Here is a 21,042-nt window from a genome sequence, read left to right on the forward strand (position 1 = left end):
TTTACGACGTTCACCGCTTGTCTGCTCGGCTACATGTCTCGTTACTGAAGCATGTTGTTGCGACTGTTTGTATGGAGTGGATATGTTCTCTTTCTCTGTCACTATCGTCATCATCATCTCCCCTTCTTTCCTGTTAAATAGATACCATTATGTACACCGACATATAGAGAGATCCATTCAGAATAACGTCTGGATGCCGATGTGTTGCAAGTGTTGTATCTTCATTCAAGACACCGTTCGATGTCAGGAATGAATTTTCGGAGCCTGACGTTCAGCGGTATAGCGATTCTCCGGTGCAGGCAGACCGAGATTGCCACGCAACGTAGAATGCTCATAATCAGTACGATACAGCCCTTTTTCCTGCAATAAGGGAACGACCTGATCGATAAATTCACCCAGCCCATTCGGTGTACCGCCGCCCACAATAAATCCGTCTGCTGCGCCAGCGAGGAACCATTCTTCCAGCTGATCGGCAATATGCTGCGCTGTTCCTATAAAGGTTGGTCGTGGCGTTGCTGCCTGTAACGCTACCTGACGCAGTGTCAGCCCGTTCTCCTTGGCATTGCGCTTAATGCTATCGGTAGTACTACGGAAGCTATTGTCGCCAAGATCGCCCAGTTCCGGGAATGGCTCGTCTAGCGGATACTGCCCGAATTCATGATGTTCAAAATAGCGCCCCAGATAATCAATCGCATTATCGATCGTCACCAGCTGGGCAACTTGCCAGTATTTGCGCTCCGCTTCCTCATCCGTTTCCCCAATAATGACGCTAATGCCCGGCAGAATGAGCAGATCATCTGATGTACGTCCATATTGCGGCAATCGACCTTTCAGATCATTGTAAAAGTCGACCGTCTTCTCCAGACTATCATGACGCGTGAATACCGCATCCGCCTGACTTGCCGCCAGATTCTTACCATCCTCAGAAGAACCTGCTTGAAAAATAACCGGCTGTCCCTGCGGCGAACGACCAATATTGAGCGGTCCTTGAACGGAGAAGTGGTCTCCTTGATGATTCAACGTATGCAGCTTATTCGGGTCGAAAAATTCACCCGTTTCCTTATTGCGTACGAATGCGTCCTCTTCCCATGAATCCCATAGCCCCTTCGTTACCTGCAAATACTCCTGTGCAATCCGGTAACGTTCTGGATGACTTGGATGCTCATCCCGGCTAAAGTTGCGCGCCGAACCTTCCAGCGGTGACGTCACTACATTCCAGCCCCCACGTCCACCGCTAATATGATCCAGACTGGCAAACTGACGGGACACGGTAAACGGTTCACTGTATGATGTGGACAATGTGCCAACCAGACCGATACGCGACGTAACCGAAGCTAGCGCCGACAATAGCGTAATCGGCTCAAACCGGTTCAGGAAGTGCGGAATCGACTTTTCATTGATATACAATCCGTCGGCGATAAACAGGAAATCGAATTTGCCCTGCTCCGCCTTCTGCGCTTGTTGACGGTAATAATCAAAATTAATACTCGCATCCACCGTAGCTTCCGGGTGTCGCCAAGCAGACATATTGCCGCCCACGCCTTGAATAATAGCGCCTAGATGCAGCTGTTTGCCGCGTGCATGACTGTTATTGGATGCGGAAGCAGTAGCTTGTGCTTGGGCAGCTGAAGCTTGCGAAGAATGGGGTTGTGAATCATTAACGTGATTGCTCATAGTTAGACATCCTCTCGTTTATGGGAAATAGAAGATAACGCATTTCTGGCAAACTGCACATGCAGGCGTGTGCCTAATAGCAGTACGTGTTCATCAATATCAAAACGCGGATGATGCAGCGGATACGCTTCTGTCTGATCTGGTGCTCGACAACCGATAAAAGCAAATGCTCCCGGTCGCTGCTCCGTATATAATGCAAAATCCTCACCTGCCAGCACCGGCTGCTCCAGAATCTGCACGCCGTCCGCTCCGAATACTTGCTGCGCCGCTAGCTCCACCTGCCGCACGATATCGGGATCATTGCGCAGCACTGTTCCCGTTCGCTGCACCACTTCCGCAGTTCCGCCCTGCTGCGCGGCAATCTGCTTGGCATACCCTTCAATCGCTGCTGTAATACGCTCTACCGTCTGCGGGTCAAAGGTGCGGAAGGTGCCGGTCAATTCACTTTTGCCAGCAATCGCATTTTTCACCGTTCCCGCGTGCAGCGTACCGAACGACAACACTGCCGATTCCAGCGGATCAATAAGCGTTGCCATGAACAGCTTAATGTCATTAATAAATCGCGCCGCCATAATAATACTGTCCGAAGCCAGATGTGGTGTGCTGTGATGCCCCGGCGTTCCGCTAAACGTGATCGTAAAATGACTAGATGCCGCCATTGCTGTACCGGGATGAATACCGATCTGCCCGGTTTCTAGCTGCGGCCACACATGCAGTGCAAACACCTGATCCACATGCTCCAAGATACCGTCCTCGATCAGATCACGACCGCCGCTAATCAAGCGCCCATCTAGCGGCGACGGCTGTGCCCCTTCCTCCGCTGGCTGAAAGGCAAACACAATCGTGCCATGTAACTGCTCTCGCTCTGCTGATAATACTCTTGCCGCACCGAGCAACATCGCTGTATGTGCATCATGTCCACAAGCATGCATCACCCCTTCGTGTACTGATGCGTATGCCGCCGTATTTTGCTCCGTAATAGGCAATGCGTCCACATCTGCACGCAGTAGAATGACCGGTCCCGGCTGTGCACCGCGCAGGATGCCAATCACACCTTTATGAAAATGTCGACCGACCTGCTCATGCAGTTCAATATCCCATTTGCGCAGCAGCCCAGCTATTAGCTTCATCGTCTGATCCACCTCAAACAGCAGCTCTGGATACCGATGCAAATGGCGACGAATGCGCGACAGATCGCTCTCCAATGTGTCATTCAGCAGCCCGGCTGAAGATGATAGATGATCTAGCATATTGTTCTCCTCCTTTCTCTTCTGTGCTTATTCATTTAATTCCTATCGAATAAATATGAATTATGTCATTAAATGTATGCCTTATCTTCGTCAGCGTCAATGTATCTGCTAATAGATAAGATCAATCCGCTTATAGAATATATCAATACAAGTTCTTAGCATTTGTTAAGAATATTTTAAACAATTCTTGTGAAAATTAGCGCAAAAGCATTAAGAACTATCGGTTGTAATGAATAGAGTGAAACACGCTGCCGCTCAACACACGACAGCAATCTACGTTTGGAAAGGAACGTCGGCATGACAACATCTACTCTTACACCCGGCAAAAAAGAACGATTGTCCCAGCTTCAGGTCGTGCGTGCTATCGCGATTATGGGCGTCATTACTGTGCATTCAACCTCGTATGCCACACTCAATATGCTGGAATCGAATTATTACTGGCTATACAATTTTCTGAATATTTTTATGAAATTCGGAACGCCGACCTTTATCGCGTTGAGTAGCTTTGTGCTATTTTACAACTATATGGATCGTCCGTTAGATCGCAAGATGGTGAGCAGCTTTTACAAGCGCAGGCTGCTATATATCGTGATTCCGTATGTATTGTTTTCGCTATTTTACTTTGGATTGCAGCAATATTTGAACGGTAGTCAGCTGTCGCTACATGAGATGACAGCAAATTTTATCGATAAACTGCTGACTGGCAAGGCGTATACGCATCTGTACTTTGTGTTTATCAATATGCAGTTTTATATTCTGTTTCCACTGTTTCTATGGTTGTTCAAGTCTTCGCCGCGTCTTGCTCGCTGGGCGATCCCGATTGGACTAGTGCTGCAATGGGCATTTGTACTGGGGAATAAGTATTATTTTCAGGTGGATAATCGGGGGAGTTGGTCGCTGTCGTACTTCTCGTATTATATGCTCGGTGCGACGCTCGGCATCTATTACAATCAGTTAAAAACATGGCTGATCATCTGCCGTGAATATATATCTGCTGCGCGAATCGGAGCATGGCTGCTGCTATGGACGGTATGGCTCGGCAGTGGTCTAACACATGTATATATTTGGTATGAGAATCGGTTATACAGCACAGCGTACAATTCTACATGGTTCGATCTGTTTTACAGTCTGTATGCTTTTACCAGTGTGCTCGTATTGCTGCAACTATCGTTTCTCTTATATCGCGGCGGGCGTTCATGGACCGGACGCATCTTATCACGACTCGGTTCATTTTCATTCGGTATTTATCTGATCCATCCGTTTTTCCTGCTGGTATATCGCAGATTGGTACCGGAATCAGGCAATTCGTTGCTGGAGCATGCTTGGTATGCAGGCGGATTCCTGACTGCGCTGCTCTGTTCATGGCTCGTCGTCTACCTCGCTGCCCGCTATCTTCCATTCGCATGGCTCGCATTTGGTAGCCTGCCCAAAACAGGTGCAGCATCCAAACCGACAACAGCTACCGTATCCAAACCAACAAGCACCGTACCGACAGGAAACACATCTACATCTGCAACATCAACTGCATCCAACATGTCGCCAGCATCGGTTGGATCTACCGGAGCTACTGTTCAAACTATGACCAAGAACAGCAAGCCTACAACTGATACGACATTCAGTTGATCCATATAGCATTCAGTATTGTTTCATCTAGGCATTGTTTGATCTAGGTATCGTTCTGTTCGTCTGCATTATGTTCCGTTTGGTCTATAAACTACTCAATTGATCAATACAACACGATCCTATGCAGATCTTATCTTGGATAAGCTTCCCGTTCATGCCGAGTTCATACATGAATTGTATGATCATCCCATATTATAAGCTGCTACATCTCATGTCGGCAGTGCGGGAGGATACCAATCATGACACAGGGTAAAATATTGCTTGTTGACGACGAGCCAGATATCGTCAAGCTGATGCAGATTTATTTGCAATACGAAGGGTATGATCTATTGACTGCCACGGATGGACAGCAGGCGCTAGAGATGATCGCTGCCGAACAGGTTGATCTGATGGTGCTCGATGTGATGATGCCTAGACTGGATGGCATTCAGACCTGTATGCAGATTCGTGAAAAAGAACATTTTCCAATCATCATGCTGTCCGCCAAAGGACAGGATATGGACAAAATCACCGGATTGAGTGTTGGTGCAGATGATTATGTCACCAAACCATTCAATCCGTTAGAGCTGGTAGCACGTATCAAGTCGCAATTGCGCCGCGCTCAAAGCTATACGCCGCAGATCAGTACGTCGAGCGAGCAGATTGAACTGGGCGCTCTACAGATTGATGTGTCTAATCACGAAGTGTTATTGCATGGCGAATCGGTGCGACTGACTCCGCGTGAATTTGCCATTCTATTACTACTCGTTCGTCACCCGGGACAAGTATTCAGCACCGAGCATATTTACCAGAAAGTGTGGAAAGAAGACTATATGGATTCACCCAACACCGTTATGGTGCATATTCGCAAAATACGTGAAAAGATCGAGTCCAATCCACGCCAACCCCATTACTTGAAGACGGTCTGGGGAATCGGCTACAAGATTGAGAATGTATAAATAGCTTCTACCACTTACCAATGTATGTTTTCCAGTAATAAAAACCTATCATGGACTTAGAGAAAGAGTGACTATATGATGATTCATCGACGTCTGGATACACTTGGCTGGCGCATGACCTTGTACAGTCTCGCCGCCATCGGCTGTGCCGCCGCTATCGTCTTTGCCGGGTATGTGGGAGCGCGTATGCTGCTCTGGTTTCATCCGCCTCTGCCAGAACCGGCACTATACATCAGCATCATTCGCTGGTGTGTGAACAACATCGGCTTTGGTCCGGTGATGATCATTTGTTTTATTCCGTTATATGTATTGTTTTTACATCGATTTTCTCGTCCGCTATTACGTCAAATGCGTCAGCTTAGCAATGGAATGAGTATGGTAGCAGACGGCAATACTTCCCATCGATTGCCCGTATCATCCGGTGATGAGTTGGGCAGACTGTCTTCCCAACTCAATCATATGCTGGATCAATTGAATCAGGCGATGAATGAAGAACGAACGGCGTTACAATCACAAAATCACCTCATTACTGGCGTCTCGCACGATCTGCGCACTCCGCTCACATCGATAATCGGTTTTCTCGGATATGTAGAAAGTGATCGTTACCGCGATGAGATCGAGCTGCGACATTACGTACATATCGCCTACGAGAAATCGTTAACGATGCAAAAACTCCTTGAAGATCTGCTAGACTATACCCGCATTACGTATCATGCACAACCTTTGCAATCTACATCGCTAAATCTTGTTCAACTGTTGGAACAACTGGCAGAGGAATGTGTACCGATGCTGGAGCAAGCAGGTATGGAATACCGTCTCACCTCAACCGATTCGCTCATACGAGTGTCCGGGAATGGCGACGAGCTGGTTCGCTTGTTCGAGAACCTCTTTTCCAATGCGGTACGTTATGGAAGCTGTGGATACTGGCTGGATATCCAACTGCAACAGCATCATGATCAAGTGATCATTCGCTGTATCAATTATGGTCAGCCGATCCCGCCAGAGGAATTGCCCTATCTCTTTGACCGATTTTACCGTGCAGATGCTGCGCGTTCGAGTTATAGTAACGGTAGCGGTCTAGGACTTGCCATTGTAAAAAGTATCGCTGAACGTCATCACGGCAGCGTTTCTGTACAGAGCAATGCTGCCCAAACTTGCTTTGAAGTGATCTTACCTGCTAGCTAATCACTCTTTGACTAATGCACTACAAATACAAATATAAATACAAATAAGGCTACGATCGCTCATGCTGCTGCATCAATGATCGTAGCCTTTCATTTGTTTAATCATAATTCTATCGTTCCTGTCTGGTTCATCCATCAATGCTTGCTAGGTCCTGAATAGGAATCTGGCATCATTTCATTGGAAAAGACCGTCGTGCGATTTCTTCCTTCACGTTTGGATGTATACAGCGACTCATCCGCCTTTGCAATCAGATCATTCGGCGAATCTCCCTGTTCAGGGAAAACGACGACGCCAAGCGAGACGGTAATAAGCTGCCCGGAAGGTCCCGGTGTGCTGCTAACCAGTTGACGCAGACGTTCCGCTACAATATATGCGCGCGTCACATTGCAGCCACGTAGCAGAATACCAAGTTCTTCTCCGCCATATCGGAAACACAGATCACCCTCACGCGATACATTACGCATCGTAGATGCGAGGAACTGAATGACCCGGTCACCAACCAGATGCCCATGCGTATCATTGACCCGTTTGAAATGATCGATATCGACCATAATCAATGCAAACGGCTCCGTATCCAGACACCACGTTTCCAGCGTCGCATCAAAGTTACGTCGATTGGCAAGACCGGTCAATCCGTCCAATGCCGTCTCATTACGCAGCTTATTGATGTACGTTTGCAATTGCCGTGTCGTTATACGCAAACTGTTATACAGCGATTTGATCTCATACGTGGCAGATCGAACAGGCGGCAGATCACCTGAGTTCCACTCGGTTAACATCTTGTTGGAATATTCTGCAAGTCGGTGCAACGGACGAACGACCAGATAGGTCAGCACCCATCCTGCCGCCAATGTAATCAGCAGCAGCGGTAGCGATTGTAACGTACTGCTTTGCAGCAGATTATTCAATGGCTCATTGATTATGCTTGCCGGTGTTTGCGATACGATGCCCCAGCCGGACTTCATATTGTACGCATAACCGGCGTAATACTCTACCTGATTGTTGTCCGTATACGTGACCGATCCGTTCAACCCAGCGATTACTTTCCATACTGCTTCGTTGGAAGCGATATTTTTGCCAATCATCGCTGCATCAGGATGAAAAATAACATTGCCTTTGGAATCGACCGCATATACATACGAGCCATCACTATCATAATCCTGCTGTAAGACCAGCTGCATCATGTTAGACTCATGCAAATAAATCGTTCCTGCGATATATCCATAATACTTGTTGTTTTTATCAAATAATGGACTGGTCACCAGTACAACTAAGTTTCCTGTTTTTCCGACAAACGGATTGGTCACCATATCATCGCGTGCTTTTACAATCGCACGGCTAGTATCGCTATCCAATGTTTGCCCGATTTTCAAATTGACACTCGTCGGTGCAACCCCTGTTACGGTAAAGTCATTGCGTACTACTGTCAGGGAATTAAAATATTCACTGTTTGTCAGATACAAATCATCCAGCCGGGCCTGATCAATACTGCCATCGCGCTTCCACATTTCAGCCATCGAATGGATACTTTTCTGAATACGCTCTAGCAAATCTCCGGTCGTGGCAGACAGATCCATAGCCCGATCATAATTGCCGCTCAAATAATTATTAACCAGGGATTGTTTACTGACATTATAAGCAGAATGAATGGAAATGATCATTGTGAGTACAATCGATACGACAATAATAAAGCTGACGATAGTAACAAGCTTAAACCCCTTTTTAGGATATAAACTCAATATTCCATCCCACCTGGCAATAAAATAGTATATCAACTTCATCATAACACACTGGTCGAGAGAAAGGAACGCAAAAGAACGGTATCCATTTCTATATCAATGCAGTACGACATAGGGAAAAAAGCCTTCTGCGGATACGTGCACACACGTTTATCGGCAGAAAGCTCTGTTCGAATAAGTCAGCTACCAATCAAGAGTGAATGGTATGTTGTTGATCTTGACGATTCGCATAGACTTTATTCATTTTGTTCAATGTTTTATTAATCCAGATCGCAGCTTGTGCACCTTCACCCATCGCGATGTTCGCCTGCTCCGAATGTGCCGCCAGATCGCCCGCAACCCAGACATTCTCGATATTGGTCATTTTGGAACGTGGATGTGTCTCTATATGATGATTGTGCAGTGTTTCTACGCCGAGCTGCTCGGCAAGCTCAGAATTAACATGATTGCCACCAAAAGCGATAAATCCACGCTCCGCTTCCAGCAATTGACCATCTTCTAATTCTACGCTTTGCAGTACGCCTGCTTCCTCCTGATGAATGTGTTGGATAGCCGATTCAATATATTCAATTCCGCTTTCGCGTAACTGTTCCATCGTCTCCGGTTTGAACGGTTTACTCTCGTGGTTGATATAGACAAGTTGGTCGGTGCGCGTCGATAAAATCAAAGCCATCTGTGCGCCAGCCTCACCTGCTCCCATAACTAGAGTACGACGTCCTTCGATCTCATATCCATCACAATCCGGGCAGACATACACACTGTGACCGAGCGTTTCGATCAATCCCGGCAGACGTGGGAAGCGATCAATCAGACCGGTCGCCAATAATAACGTACGTGCGCGATAGCTTTCCCCTTCCGCTCCTTTTAGCAAAAATTGATCGTCTTCTTTTTTTGCTTCTAGGATGCGATCGGCATGAAATTCTACGCCCAGTGGCTCAGCCTGGCTACGTCCAATTTGACGTAATTCATCACCGGAAATGCCATCTGGAAAACCGAGTATATTTCCATAGTTTTGGCAAAACGTCGATCTTCCTTTGCCAGCATCAATTACGAGTATCCGGTGTGCGGAATAACGTCCAAGTTGGATGGCAGCCTGTAACCCGGCAATGCCTCCTCCTACAATAATGCAATCATATATGGTGTTGCTATCGATCATATGGGAACCTCCTACAGTTCGGATATAAAGTATACTTTCGTAACATGCGTATACGTTAATATGTAAACCTTCTATATAATATGAAACGTAATGCATCCATAATTGGATGACTATTTCCTAAAATACCGATAGGTAATCTATTGGATTCGCTCAAGAGATACGAACATAAAAAATCCCATCGCTGCAATCATATCGCAAACGATGGGATCATGAAGAACGATTCGGTAAGAATATCCTTATGAACAGTAGATATTATATTTCATAAAATCAATCGGTCACATCTTCCGGTGTGATTTCGTACAGAGTATTACTCATCATACCGAAGCCACCAAATCCGCCAGTCATACCATCAGTGCGATTCATGCCATTGGCTGTCGTGCTAGAAGTATCGGAAGTGGATGTACTGTCTTTGCCAGACAACGCATTTTGTACAACAGATGTTGTGGTTTCTTCCCATTCGGATGATGGAACTTCTGTACCGTTCTGCTCAATCCATTCGGTAATGTCACTTGAACCACCGCGACCCATACCGCCAAGCAGGAAGTACTTGATCTCTCCGGCTTTGATCAATGCTTTCAGTTTATCAAGCGTCAGGATTGGATCGCTACCGCTATAGCCACCCATTGCCATAACCGCTTTGCCAGTTTTGATAATATAGGAAGAAGCAGAGTTGGAGTTGCTAACAGCAAACAGGTATTTCTCACCTGTATTATTCTCCGTCACATACGTCAGCAGCTTCTCATTGACCGATTCGCCCATACCCATACCGCCACCACGTGTACCGCCCGTGCGTGTTGTACCACCGCCGGTAGCGCCAGTGCCTGTACCGCCCGGAGGCGTACCTGTCGGTGCAGTCATACCGCCATTTCCGTTCATAACACCGTTGCCGGTTGTACCTGTTCCGTTTGTTCCGGCACCATTGGTACTTGTACCGTTCATACCTGTACCCATTCCGTTCTCGGTTCCGGTTGTTGCGCCTGTTCCATTGTTCATGCCAGGCTGACGTTGCCCGTTCCCCATACCCATACCGCCACCGCCTGCACGGTTGCCACCTCCACCGCCAAAGCCCATTTCCGTTACCGGACCGCCGTATGGCAGTGCGATATTGCTGGAAGGATTCATTAGTGGGAAAGAAGACCAGTACAGAGGTGTGAGCAACAACGCGCCGATGGCTCCAGAAACGACATACGTTTTGGTATTATGCAACGCTTTGACGCGTGGTACTACAATCAATGCGACCGTTGCGATGATGCCCAATGCTGCGATCAGATAGAACCAGACCGAAGCAATCTCGTTGCGATACGGATAAATGACATACAGCTGGAAGGCAGCCGTCAATAACACACTGATTGGCAGCAGCCATGATAACCAGCCTTTGCCTTCACGATAATAACGCCATTGTGCAACCAGACCCGCTGCTGCAATCGCCGCAACTGGCGGTGCTAGCATAATCAGATAATACTGATGGAAGAAGTTCGCGATGCTGAAGAATCCGGCAACCGGAATTAGCCACATCAACCAGAATACAATCTCCGTATGCTCTAGACGACGCCAATTGTTACGACGTACACCTGCAAACAGTGCAATCAGTGAAATGATCGCAAATGGTAGAAGCAGACTTGCCTGTCCGGACAGTTCTTTTTGGAACAGTCGGAACGGACCGACTTCACCCGTGTTGAACATACCGCCGGTACGACGACCGTTATCACTGCCACCCGGAGGCTGCATATTGCCGCCTTGCATACCGGCACCCATAGCATTACCAGCTACACCGTTTTCGGTCGATGTTTGCCCTGTCGCCGATGTTGCTCCACCAGTTGTACCTGTTGCAGTGGCACCATTCTCGGTTGTTGTACCGGTCATACCTGGCATTCCACCGCCACCACCCATATTACCGAAGCTTTGCGTTTCACCAGTCAGACGGCTCACACCGTTATAACCGAATGCTAGCTCCAGTACAGAGTTTGTCTGGCTACTACCAATATAAGGACGCTGATCTGCCGGAACACTATCGACAATGACAGGCCATGAGAGCGATACCCCTGCCAATGCAATCGTACCGAGTACCAGTACAGACAGTTTCTTTTTCCAGTTTACTTTGTAAGCGAGCAGATAGAACAGATACAATGCAGGCAAAATCATATATGCCTGTAGCATTTTTTCGTTAAAGGCGACGCCGATCATCGCGAATCCGCCGACGATCCAGCCGATTTTTTGCAGACGAACGCCTTTTAATAGCATCCACGATGCCAGCAGTAGCGTGAACACGAGAATGCCGTCCACGTTGTTCGAGCGTTGGACAGCTACTGCTACCGGCGTAATTGCCATGAACAGCGCAGCCACACGAGCAGCTGTCAGACCGAAGGTCGGTTTTACGATTGCATAAAGAAGACCGACCGAACCTACACCTGCCAGTGCCGCAGGTAAAGTAACACTCCATCCGTGCACGCCAAATATCGCCGCAAACAACGTCTGAATCCAGAACGCTACAGGCGGCTTATCAATCGTTACGAATCCCGCAGGATCAAATGAAGCATAGAAGAAATTATGGAAGCTTTGCAGCATGCTTGTAATAGCAGCTGTATAGTACGAGTTGGCATTTCCGTTATCCCAGATATTCCAGATATTCAGAAATGCAGATAAGATCAAGATAAGAATGAGGGGAATATCTACTCTTGCGCGTGATACAGTAGTGGTTCTTGGTTCCATTGGACTTCCTCCCGAATTGGTAATTGGATGATCTGACGCATCCTTTACTGTTGCTCGTCTTGTTCCGTTCCGAATGAGGATGACAGATATTGGGATCGAGCAGTTATGACGGCTTGGTTATTCCTCCTCGTCTATTAAATATGATGTATATGTATTTTGTATGAACAACATTAAGAACAGCTCATAGAATTCTTAAAAACAAATAAAAAATAAAAAAGTACCGCTAGATAGCGGTACCTCGGACATTTTCCGATCAGAGTATGATCCTTATGCAACATATGGGGGGATACGGCATACGGCTTCATGCCTTGAAAAAGGGGTATTGCTGCTGTTGCCGATACTTCAGCAATGATCATTGCATCGCATAGTGTTAAACAGGCAGCAGTAACAGATTCCATCTGTACAACGTTACGTTTGCTGTTGATCCCGGTAAGAATCAGTATTGCACATTGCCGCTTTCAGAAATATTCGCCGAGTTCACGCCACGGAATTTGGTCGGGATATTGTGATAACGAGTGTTGGTCATTTTCACAGTGGATGTACTGCTATCTGTACGGAAAATAGATTCTTTCATATTAGAGATATCACAGCGGTCGATAATGACATTGACTTTAAATGTACTGCCGCCCAGCTGACGGATAAATTTACCGGCATTGGAGCCTTTGAAGTTTTTGACGGTAAATGTAGCTTCCGCGTTAATCTGGAACATTTTATCGTCGCCATTGGTAGCAGAACCACCATCCAGCGTTACATTCCCTTTTTGTTTGATCGTAAGGGCATCTTCACCGATATCTTCCCAAACGATATTTTGCAGCGTTGCATTACCGTACGTATGTATGCCGTCTGCCGCAGGTGCACCGATAACTACGTTTTTGATGGCGCCACCGTTTTCGATACGGAAAATAGGTTTTTGTGCTTCTTGTTGACTGCCATCACCCAGTGCGCTACCTGCGATATAACGTTGACCTTTACCGTCAAATACTTCACCATTTTCACAATGATCGTTGTATTCTGTACTCCCGGTGTTGCCGACGTTGCTGCCGATACTGTCGTTGTTGTTGCTGGAACGATTGTCATAACCGAAGCTAGCACCGTACCTGCCATGAATGAGACGAACCATTTCTTCATTTTCTTACTCTCTCCTTCGTTATTCTATTGTTACCCGCAGTAGATTATATTTCAGCGGGTACAACTCAACACTAGCATCAGTTGGATAATTTATCTATATGAAAATGAAGAACCCTTTTCATGAATAATTTTGAATTTTTATGTATATTGCATCATATTGTAAAATTTGACATGGATGCCTGTTAGTAATCCAATTTCTTGGGCATTATTCCTAATAATAATGGATGCAACTATTGATCACGATTTGCTCATTGGTACAAAAATATACCGCACACCAACGATGTGCGGTATTCCCATGTTCGTTTATCCACGTTTCTGCTCTTTGTCGAAAAAGTAATGCTCATATCGAATATCTTCATTCTCAATGAAAAGTTTACCATAAGAATAGCGAGGCTGCATCCGTTTGTCGGTCGGAGAACCCGGATTAAATAACAGCACACCATCGCGTTCTTCCGCAAACGGAATATGCGAATGACCAAACACGATCACATCAACTTCACCAGGCTCAAATGAACGAAACGCGCGATCCTGGGTCGTCCCTCGAAATCCGCCATCTCCGTGTACGATTCCAATGTTCTTGCCGCCCACTTCAATAATCTTGCGCCGTCCCAGCTTGTCCACAATGCTCTGTGAATCATTATTTCCGGCAATCGCTTCAACCGGAGCAACCTCGGATAGCAATTCATATACGCCCCAATCACAGAAGTCACCTGCATGAAGTATTAAATCGACATCTGCCAGACCATCCCATACCTGTTGTGGCAAGGTCAGCCGATGCCGGAATAGATGAGTATCCGAAATAACACCAATAATCATATTACCCCTCCTTCGATTCATAGGCGAGCCGCCGCTCTTCGCGAACATCCTCGCTCACTTTGGGACAATTAAAACAGTACTCGCCGCCATCCATCTTATGGTACAAACAGCAGGCACTGCGAATCAATACCTGTCCGCTGCGTTCCAGATTGTCGGTATAACGTGGTGGAACCCGCAGTGGATTGCGACTGAGCGCAAATACATCCGCTGGCAGCTCGTTCAGCACATAGTTCAAATCCTGTTCTAACCGAATACGCACCGGCTCCTCCATCTGCTGCTGCCATAGCTGAACAAAATAATAATACCGTGCCGGTATTTGCCGCCACAGCATACGTACATGCTCACCTGTCACTGCTGCCATACTTTCAAGCAGCGGTCGTAAAATATCTTCATACATCGCTGCTACTGTATGATACCGCAACAAATCCCGATCACCAGACACAGGCTCCAACCAAAGCGTATCCGCTTCAAAAGCAAACTGACAATATGCTCCGCTCATATACACATTCAGTGTTAACTGCTGTAAGGACAGACGCATTGCAGTTTGATGCACAGATAAATAGTATTGCACCGCCAGCGGTAATCCAGTCAGCCATGAGCAGAAAAAAGTTGCCGCCGGTACAAGATCCGGCGCTCCCAGTCTGGGCGCATAATCTTCAAGAAATGACTTCATTCCCTGCGGTGTTGCTAGCTCCACAAATGGAATCCGGTACAATACATCAGGTTGCGGCTCATTTACGATATAAAATTGCTGCCGCAGCTGTTCCCAATCCGGCTGTATGATATGCCCCATCGCATTCATCTCCCTTGCCGTATTCAAAATGATATTCATTCATCCTATACCTTTTATAAACGTAGTTCAAACAAAAAAAGGGACAGCCCGACATGCGGACTGTCCAAATCACGGAGGTAATGCGGAGAAAGCATACCCGTCTTCCTTCTATTGCGATCCCAAAGGATCATATCGTTGTGGGGGAGGCCACAAGCGATAGCAATAGGACGAGAAACGGATATTACGATGTAAACCTTAACCCAGTAAAGCTTCAGACGCTTATTGCGCCTGTTTGACGGCAGCCTGCTGTTTCTTGCTTGTCGCCGATTCCACGGCTGCCGTGCGACGGTCTTCTGGATTACCAGTCGACTGAATTTTGGCAATCTTGTGCAGCACTTCTTTATTCGGCAAATAATGAAGTGACTTGATATAACGAATCGTTTTGGTTTTAGCTCTCATCACGATGGAATGTGTTTCTGCGCGTTCGTCACCTACATAACGCACACCGCCCAGAATCTCGCCTGGTGTGACACCCGTTGCAGCGAAGATCACATCGTCTGTACCGATCATATCCTGCATCGTCAATACACGATACGGATCTTCAATGCCCATCGCCTTACAACGAGCAAATTCGTCGGCATTGGCAGGCATGAGACGTCCCTGAATTTCACCGCCAAGGCATGAGAGCGCCGCAGCAGCCAGTACACCTTCAGGCGCACCGCCAGAACCGATGTATAGATCAATACCGGCTTCCGGGAAAGCTGGAGCCATCGCACCGGCTACGTCGCCATCGCTTAGGAACTTGATACGAACGCCCGTTTTGCGCAATGTTTTGATCGTACTTTCATGGCGATCACGATCCAGAATCATAACCGTCAAATCTGCCATTTTCTTACCCAGCGCCTTCGCTGCCTTGCGCAACGTGACATCCACCGGGTCTTCAATGCTGAGTTTACCAACAAGTGCCGGACCAACGGCCAGCTTCTCCATATACATGTCTGGTGCATGGAGCAGATTACCCTTGTCCGCTACAGCGATTACGGATAATGCATTATTCAACCCCTTCGCTACAATGACGGTGCCTTCCAGTGGATCTACAGCGACATCCACTTCAGGAGCCTGAGTACTTCCCAGCTTCTCGCCGATATACAGCATCGGTGCTTCGTCCATTTCTCCTTCGCCGATTACAACCGTACCATTGACCGATACGGAATCAAACATAGCTCTCATGGCTAATGTTGCTGCCTCGTCTGCACTGTTCTTGTCACCGCGACCCATCCACGGAGCCGAAGCCAATGCTGCGACTTCAGTTACTCTTACAATTTCCAATGCTAATTCGCGTTCCATGTCTTCCACTCCTTCTATTTGTGGGTTTCCAAAGAGAAATGATTGTTTCTGCTGACTATAATAGCATCTTTCTTTGAATATTTGTTGCTTTTTTTGAAAATTTTCTTCCAAAACAAATTTATTGCATCTATAAAGAAAGATTATATGTAATTATAACCACTTTTCACGACATGAAACAACATTTTACATTGGGATTATAGTCCCTATTCCATTCAACTTCCGTACCCAAATTCATGAAAACAATCAAAATACACAATAAAAGCGCCCAATAGTTAATCAATATTGGGCGTTTGGAATCATTTTAGCTATTATGAATATACGACAAAATAATATCAATAGATTAGAACATGCAAATACGGCTGATCAAGGGGGTTGACCAGCCGTAGCAAAACACAATGTCCGAAACCAACATTTTATGTCACATTCAGACATTTGCATTGCGATGAGCAGACATTGGATTTATTATCCGACTCTTCTCATCTGAAATACTTACTGTTTGTGCCTGTTTCCTTCATTAGATACATATACCACTATGAGTCCAACAGGAAATGATAAGCAGGCATAACAGCCTATCTATTAGAAGATCCCCACCGCGTCGAAAGCATCCTTGACGGAAGTGGTTTGCGTGGAGCCAGCGCCATACAGGTCTGTAGAAGCCTGTGTCAGTGCTGCCCGGAAGTCAGCAAAGTCAGATGTGGACGTCAAATACAGTGTCAGTGCGCGATAAACAATCGCAATGGCTTGACTGTTACCGATGCCGTTTACCGTTACACCTTCAAAGGTACCTCCGTGAGACAGCAAATAATATGTTTTGTTCGGAATACCACTGTTTGTGTGAACACCGCCCCAATCCCCATCTTCGGTGTTGGGTAAGTTTTTGTACTGATCCATATGAGCCGGATCTCCATACACAGTTGGATCTGCCATAGATCGCAGTGCATCACCCGCTTTGCTCGGCGTATACACATCTTCACCAATTAGCCAGTCATTTTTACCTTGAATGGCATTACCGAACATATCGGCAATCGCTTCATTCAATGCACCTGACTGATTCTCATATTCCAGATTGGCGGTATGCTCAATAACGCCGTGCGTCATCTCGTGAGCGACCACATCAAGCGCCCCAGACAATGGAGCGAATACCTTACCATCTCCATCCCCATAGATCATATAAGAACCATTCCAGAAGGCGTTGTTATATTTGGAACCATAGTGAGTGACCGACTGAATACGCAAGCCAGAACCATCCAGACTGTTGCGTTTGAACTTCTCTTTGTAGAAGTCATACACTTTGGCGGCATACGCATGAGCGTCAACAGCTGCTGGATCGTTAAAAGTAGAACTCGTGCTGGATATCGTACTCAGCGAGCCAGAGGTGCGATTATTAATCGTATACGTCTCAATACCGCCGCCACGCGTCGTGTCGCGCAGCAGATGACGTGTACCGACTTGAGCTACCGTTAACGATTTGGTATCACCTAGCACGCCTTTACCTGTGCCTGTTGCATGCTCCAGCAGCTGTTGCTTCTGTACGATAGATCCATTTTTGGCATCAATAAAATAACGCGTACGTACCGGCTCCGGGTCCAGCAGATTCACTTCCGTCATATAGACGAGGTGTGCCTCCTGTCCTTCTGGAGCATAGATATACAATGTAGCTGTCGGATCGTCCAGTGGATGAACCGAGCTTCCAATCACTGCTGCTGTATCCTTCTGCGCAATTCGGATCGCCTCAGCAGTGCTCAACTTTGGTGTAACAAGGGACTTACTGTCTACACTGGATTCATTGTTATCCGAATCTGATGGATATACATCCTCTGTTACCGCTGGAGAAGATAGCGTTTGTTTGCTGTCTTGTTTACTATATACTTCCTCTGTCACATTGCCTTGAGACGAAGCCAGCTTGCCATATACATCGTCTACGACCTTACCGAGATAAAGAGATACTTTGCCCGATGGATCAAAATGCAGCGTTTGATCTGCTCCATAGATCGGCACACCTTCATACGTTTGTGCCAGACGATAGTGATCTGTGCCAGTTGCCGAATCCGGCTGACGCTTCGTAATCTCAAAGCGCTGACGGACATGATCCGATGACGCATCAGAGGATGCATAATTTGTTGTTAATGAGCGATTTTGCTGTTCCAGAAAAGACCATACTTTCTCATCACCGGATATGGAAGTCTGACTGACTACTTTCGGTGTATATTCGCCAAGCGGATGTACATCTTCGGCGGCAAATACGGACGACTGAGTGCTGATCAACAAACTGCCTGCGAGTAGAAAACCTGCTGTTTTTTTCAAATCATTCTCTCCTGTTCCAGTAAAGTGGGGGTATGAATCTGACATGAAACATGTCATTTCCATGTGGCTTGAGTGAGATCCATTCTACGGTACAGCTTATGTATACCATCGCAACAAACATGGATAACGGAAAAAAAGTTCCGCTTACTTCTCTATCTTCTTATACAGAGTTGCAAATAATGGAACACCTATCCATGTGTTGGAAAGAATATTACCATGATTCCTAAAGAAAATAAATACTTACTTAGATTTTAACAGAAAAACACCTCTCTACCGTCAGGCAGAGAGGTGCTTGACTTCAACTCCATCATCGAACCATTAGAGGGTTCGAAAGCGGAATTAGTTGATACCAACCGCGCTCAGAGAGTTCTTCACAGCTGTAGTCTGTGTGGAGCTAGCACCATACAGGTCAGTGGAAGCTTGAACCAGAGCAGAACGGTAGCTCGCGAAGTTCGAAGTGGACGTCAGGTACAGTGTCAGTGCACGGTACACGATTTGGATCGCTTGGGAGCGACCGATACCAGTTACTTTCACACCATCAAATGTGCCACCTTGTACTAACAGGTAGTATGCTTTGTTCGTGATACCACTGTTTGTGTGTACGCCGCCATTATCGTCAGAAGTATTCAGGTAATCAGCGAAACGAGCTGGTTGTCCACCTTTTTCAGGGTTATCCATGTAACGCAGAGCATCACCGGATACACGTGGTGTGTAGATAGCATCGCCGATCAGCCAGTTTTTACCTTCGATTGTGTTACCGAAGATATCGGAGATGGATTCGTTCAGTGCGCCGGATTGACCGTAGTATTCCAGGTTCGCTGTATACTCAGTTACACCGTGAGTCAACTCGTGACCAACAACGTCCAGATCGCCGGACAGTGGTACGAATGTTGTACCGTCGCCATCACCGTATACCATTTGTGTACCGTTCCAGAACGCATTGTTGTATTTGCTGGAATAGTGCGCAGTGGAGCGCAGAACCAGACCGTTACCGTCGATGCTGTTACGACCAAAGTTGGATTTGTAGAAATCATATACTTTTGCAGCATATGCGTGTGCATCAACAGCAGCTGGATCGTTGAATGTGCTGCTTGTGCTTGTTACTGTCGAACCTGGCAGGGATGTACGGTTCGATGCAGTGTATGTTTGGATACCTTTACCACGAGTTGTATCGGACAGAACATAAGAAGAACCGGATGTGCTAACAGTCAGTGTTTTGGTGTCGCCCAGTACACCTTTACCTGTACCTGTTGCATGCTCGATCAGGTCGTATTGGAACAGGATGGAACCGTCTTTCGCATCAACGAAGTAACGTGTGCGCAGTGGCTCTGGTTGCAGTACGTTTACTTCTGTTACGTATGCCAGGCGAGCTTCTTTATCTTCTGGAGCATAGATGTACAGTTTCGCTTCTGGTGTTTTTTGTGCTTCACCCAGTGCGCCTACTTTGGAAGCAGCGTCTTTTTCAGCAACAGCGATTGCAGCAGAAGCGCTCAATTTCGGTGTTACCAGATCAGTAGCACTGTCTTCTTTTGCATACACATCAGCAGTTACGCCTTGTGCTTTTTCGGAAGATTCCAGTTTGCCGTATACATCTTCAACGACTTGACCCAGATACAGAGATACGTTACCGGATTTGTCAAAGTGCAGTGTTTGCTCTGCGCCATATACCGGAATACCTTTGAAAGTTTGATTCAGACGATAGTGCTCAGTTCCGGTTTTGGAGTCGGATTGGCGCTTCGTAATTTCAAACAGTTCTTTTACATTAGTGGAGCTAGCATTGTCCGTTACGATTGAACGTTTTTGTTTATCCAAGAACGTCCATACTTTCGCATCGCCATTACCGGAAATACCAGTCGTTTGAGTGATCACTTTTGGTGTGTAATCACCGAGTGGTGCCAGACTATTCGTATCAGCTGCAAAAGCCGAAGTTGTTGCACCAACGAGCAAACTGCCTGCGAGTAAAAGACCTACTGTTTTTTTCAAAGTATTCTCCCCTGTTCACTTGGTTTTTTTTGAATAATAAACTGCTCCGGTTGAAACATTCAGTGTACATCCGTAAGTGCACCTGTTACTAACAACCTGAGATTCTGCTTACACCCTGCCAGCTATGTATAGCGGGCTTGCCAAACCTGTGATGCCGCTGTCCTGTTCACCTCCTGCGATTTCGATGTAAATCGTCATTTGCGGAACACATCTCTGTGTTGGGAGAAAGCGTATCACGATTCCTAAAAAAAATAAATACCCTTTTGACTAAAAAAATGAAAAATTCTTAAAAAGATCCTAATAACTAACATATGAGGTGTCTTTAATTGACAAACGGTCAAAAAAATCGGCATTTTCACACGCAAAAAAGACTTAAAAAACGCTTCTGCGATTTCTTAAGTCTTTTTTTACATGTTAA

At 46.4% G+C, this 21,042-nt stretch carries 13 protein-coding genes and 1 pseudogene; 3 read left to right on the forward strand and 11 right to left on the reverse strand.

The genetic code is table 11. The features are described from left to right. Window positions 1-243: 243 nt before the first annotated feature. Together ACE3MZ_RS12225 and ACE3MZ_RS12230 are read right to left on the reverse strand one after the other, a co-directional pair. On the reverse strand, window positions 244-1,674 hold the full coding sequence (locus tag ACE3MZ_RS12225) for an LLM class flavin-dependent oxidoreductase (protein WP_411342449.1): 1,431 nt from the start codon (window positions 1,672-1,674) through the stop codon (window positions 244-246). 2 nt (window positions 1,675-1,676) lie between these two features. Continuing rightward, window positions 1,677-2,924: a M20 metallopeptidase family protein gene (locus ACE3MZ_RS12230; protein ID WP_411342450.1), complete on the reverse strand. Its 1,248-nt coding sequence runs from the start codon at window positions 2,922-2,924 to the stop codon at window positions 1,677-1,679. A gap of 297 nt (window positions 2,925-3,221) precedes the next feature. On the opposite strand from ACE3MZ_RS12230, the gene ACE3MZ_RS12235 reads away from it, so the two are divergent. The 3 genes from ACE3MZ_RS12235 to ACE3MZ_RS12245 all read left to right on the forward strand — a co-directional run bounded on the left by ACE3MZ_RS12235 (window position 3,222) and on the right by ACE3MZ_RS12245 (window position 6,670). Continuing rightward, window positions 3,222-4,547, forward strand: a complete 1,326-nt coding sequence (locus ACE3MZ_RS12235) for an acyltransferase (RefSeq protein ID WP_411342451.1) — start codon at window positions 3,222-3,224, stop codon at window positions 4,545-4,547. Window positions 4,548-4,786: 239 nt separating this feature from the next. Beyond that, window positions 4,787-5,485, forward strand: coding sequence for a response regulator transcription factor (locus tag ACE3MZ_RS12240; protein ID WP_411342452.1), 699 nt, complete (start codon window positions 4,787-4,789; stop codon window positions 5,483-5,485). A gap of 75 nt (window positions 5,486-5,560) precedes the next feature. Next, complete coding sequence (locus ACE3MZ_RS12245) at window positions 5,561-6,670, forward strand: ATP-binding protein (protein ID WP_411342453.1); 1,110 nt, start codon at window positions 5,561-5,563, stop codon at window positions 6,668-6,670. Window positions 6,671-6,804: 134 nt separating this feature from the next. On the opposite strand, the gene ACE3MZ_RS12250 is transcribed toward ACE3MZ_RS12245, so the two are convergent. The 9 genes and pseudogenes from ACE3MZ_RS12250 to ACE3MZ_RS12290 form a co-directional block, all read right to left on the reverse strand. Then, a complete protein-coding gene (locus ACE3MZ_RS12250; RefSeq protein WP_411342454.1) occupies window positions 6,805-8,409 on the reverse strand; it encodes a diguanylate cyclase domain-containing protein in 1,605 nt (534 codons plus the stop codon). Between the two features lie 190 nt (window positions 8,410-8,599). Next, window positions 8,600-9,565, reverse strand: coding sequence for an NAD(P)/FAD-dependent oxidoreductase (locus tag ACE3MZ_RS12255; RefSeq protein ID WP_411342455.1), 966 nt, complete (start codon window positions 9,563-9,565; stop codon window positions 8,600-8,602). 267 nt (window positions 9,566-9,832) lie between these two features. Then, entirely contained in the window at window positions 9,833-12,274 is a 2,442-nt protein-coding gene (locus ACE3MZ_RS12260; RefSeq protein WP_411342456.1) for a glycosyltransferase family 39 protein, read from the reverse strand. Between the two features lie 436 nt (window positions 12,275-12,710). Continuing rightward, window positions 12,711-13,378, reverse strand: a pseudogene (locus ACE3MZ_RS12265) (pectate lyase). Window positions 13,379-13,705: 327 nt separating this feature from the next. Next, window positions 13,706-14,218: a metallophosphoesterase family protein gene (locus ACE3MZ_RS12270; protein WP_411342457.1), complete on the reverse strand. Its 513-nt coding sequence runs from the start codon at window positions 14,216-14,218 to the stop codon at window positions 13,706-13,708. A gap of 1 nt (window position 14,219) precedes the next feature. Continuing rightward, window positions 14,220-15,011 carry a (2Fe-2S)-binding protein gene (locus ACE3MZ_RS12275; RefSeq protein ID WP_411342458.1) on the reverse strand — a complete coding sequence of 264 codons (792 nt, stop codon included), beginning with the start codon at window positions 15,009-15,011 and terminating at the stop codon, window positions 14,220-14,222. 258 nt (window positions 15,012-15,269) lie between these two features. Beyond that, a complete protein-coding gene (gene glpX / locus ACE3MZ_RS12280; protein WP_411342459.1) occupies window positions 15,270-16,337 on the reverse strand; it encodes a class II fructose-bisphosphatase in 1,068 nt (355 codons plus the stop codon). Between the two features lie 576 nt (window positions 16,338-16,913). Then, complete coding sequence (locus ACE3MZ_RS12285; protein ID WP_411342460.1) at window positions 16,914-18,641, reverse strand: M4 family metallopeptidase; 1,728 nt, start codon at window positions 18,639-18,641, stop codon at window positions 16,914-16,916. Window positions 18,642-18,980: 339 nt separating this feature from the next. After that, window positions 18,981-20,624 carry a M4 family metallopeptidase gene (locus ACE3MZ_RS12290; protein WP_411342461.1) on the reverse strand — a complete coding sequence of 548 codons (1,644 nt, stop codon included), beginning with the start codon at window positions 20,622-20,624 and terminating at the stop codon, window positions 18,981-18,983. Window positions 20,625-21,042: the final 418 nt, after the last annotated feature.

Origin of the sequence: Paenibacillus sp. WLX1005, from assembly GCF_046603685.1 — a bacterium.
Taxonomy (GTDB): Bacteria; Bacillota; Bacilli; order Paenibacillales; family Paenibacillaceae; genus Saccharibacillus.

Excerpts from the sequence above, each read along its gene's own strand:
- ACE3MZ_RS12225 (WP_411342449.1), bottom strand. The coding sequence starts at position 1,674 with ATGAGCAATCACGTTAATGATTCACAACCCCATTCTTCGCAAGCTTCA.
- ACE3MZ_RS12230 (WP_411342450.1), bottom strand. The coding sequence starts at position 2,924 with ATGCTAGATCATCTATCATCTTCAGCCGGGCTGCTGAATGACACATTG.
- ACE3MZ_RS12235 (WP_411342451.1), top strand. The coding sequence starts at position 3,222 with ATGACAACATCTACTCTTACACCCGGCAAAAAAGAACGATTGTCCCAG.
- ACE3MZ_RS12240 (WP_411342452.1), top strand. The coding sequence starts at position 4,787 with ATGACACAGGGTAAAATATTGCTTGTTGACGACGAGCCAGATATCGTC.
- ACE3MZ_RS12245 (WP_411342453.1), top strand. The coding sequence starts at position 5,561 with ATGATGATTCATCGACGTCTGGATACACTTGGCTGGCGCATGACCTTG.
- ACE3MZ_RS12255 (WP_411342455.1), bottom strand. The coding sequence starts at position 9,565 with ATGATCGATAGCAACACCATATATGATTGCATTATTGTAGGAGGAGGC.
- ACE3MZ_RS12260 (WP_411342456.1), bottom strand. The coding sequence starts at position 12,274 with ATGGAACCAAGAACCACTACTGTATCACGCGCAAGAGTAGATATTCCC.
- ACE3MZ_RS12270 (WP_411342457.1), bottom strand. The coding sequence starts at position 14,218 with ATGATTATTGGTGTTATTTCGGATACTCATCTATTCCGGCATCGGCTG.
- ACE3MZ_RS12275 (WP_411342458.1), bottom strand. The coding sequence starts at position 15,011 with ATGGGGCATATCATACAGCCGGATTGGGAACAGCTGCGGCAGCAATTT.
- glpX (WP_411342459.1), bottom strand. The coding sequence starts at position 16,337 with ATGGAACGCGAATTAGCATTGGAAATTGTAAGAGTAACTGAAGTCGCA.